This window comes from Okeania sp. SIO2B9 (assembly GCF_010672505.1).
Lineage (GTDB): Bacteria > Cyanobacteriota > Cyanobacteriia > Cyanobacteriales > Microcoleaceae > Okeania > Okeania hirsuta.
Map to the genome: position 1 here is coordinate 1 of NZ_JAAHGK010001558.1, position 1,525 is coordinate 1,525.

Here is a 1,525-nt window from a genome sequence, read left to right on the forward strand (position 1 = left end):
GTCGGGAGGTAGACAAACATCTTGATCGAAGCGGATCAACATTTATTTATGTAAGGGGGTGCTTTCCGCCCCACCCTGTGGAGGAGTGGGGAAACCAGCACCCCCTTACCAACCCCCTTATGGTTGTATCCGCTCAATAAATGGGGGTAGACTACCAGTTGAGAAAATATTTTACGTAATTTGAGGTTTATCTTTTACCGATTCACCCCGGATTATTGAGCTGTTACCTTAAATTTATATCGAACTACGAAAACTAGCTTAGTCTAAAGCAGATATTTGTTTAGCCATGCTAAAATCTTTTTCTGTTAAACTGCCTACATCATGGGTCGTTAAATTAATTATTACTTTATTATAAGATATCTCTATATCAGGATGATGCTGTGATGCCTCGGCTGGATCTACTAATTGATTAACAAAACTAATTGCTTCGACAAAATTTTTAAATATTTTTACGCACTGAAGTTTATTTCCTTCTAGCTTCCAGTCTGATAATTGACTAACACGTTGACTAATTTCTTCTGCACTCAGCAATTTACTCATAAAATTCTCCAAAAACTATCCGCTCTTATCATAAAGTAGTATGTTAGCAAATGCTTTAGTACTACTTCAAGATAAGAGCGGTCTAGCGGGTCACCTTGATTGAAACCTAACTGCTGAGAGAAACCCCAGATCAGCTTAGTTAAAATTTATTTTAACTCCCCTAGAAGGGGAAACAAGCTAGCTACTAGAGTCCAGCCCCAGCACACAGCTGGTATTTTCCAATCTGGTGACCCAAGCGTTTACTACTATCTTGCATGGGCATCACCTCCTTATATCCCTAAACGGTTTTTAATAATCTTTACTATTAATAATAGTAGCACAAAAATTTGAGAATGCAATTGTCTTGTTAATTTTTTTTCTCAGTTCAGGACTTCAATAACTTAATAAGCAAAAATTAAGAGTTTTAGATACAGAGTAATAACCAAAAAAAGGTTGAGAGATTATCTCTATATAAAATAACAAATATGCTAGTTAAAAAAAACAAAAATATAAAGTACATTGCTGGTTTATAAGGTAAAGACTATCCAATCATTTAATGAGTGAATATTATTATTCCGCCACTGTTCATCACTTATAGCGCTGTGCGCAGGCAACAGGCAACAGGCAACAGCTCCGGAAGGGGGAATAAATTGCTGATAATATAAGACTTTTAGCTATTTGGCCCCTCCTGCAATTTGTAAATATACCAGCGCTCATTGCTATAACTTGAAAAGTTCTGTATATACGCTGGATTAAAAAAAGTGCCTAATCTTCCAAAAATAATGGCTCCTACAAACTAACAATGTAGGAGCCATGAAAGGATTTAAAATTTATCCCTTCATAAATTATTACAGAGCGTTACCACGAGGTAATACTTCTTCAGGGAATATAAAGTTTTGATGTGGTTGATCTTGAGGTGCCATCCATGCTCGGATACCCTCGTTCAACAAAATGTTTTTGGTATAAAATGTTTCAAACTCTGGGTCTTCTGCTGCCCGTAACTCTT

1 protein-coding gene and 1 pseudogene are annotated in these 1,525 nt (G+C 36.4%); both read right to left on the reverse strand.

Annotated features, from left to right (window positions below; all coding sequences use genetic code 11):
* Positions 1 to 258 precede the first annotated feature (258 nt).
* Positions 259 to 540 (reverse strand): 4a-hydroxytetrahydrobiopterin dehydratase, encoded by a 282-nt coding sequence (locus F6K13_RS32595; protein WP_124144685.1) that lies wholly within the window; start codon positions 538 to 540, stop codon positions 259 to 261.
* Between the two features lie 827 nt (positions 541 to 1,367).
* Positions 1,368 to 1,525: pseudogene (locus tag F6K13_RS32600) on the reverse strand (photosystem II protein D2); the annotation flags it as partial.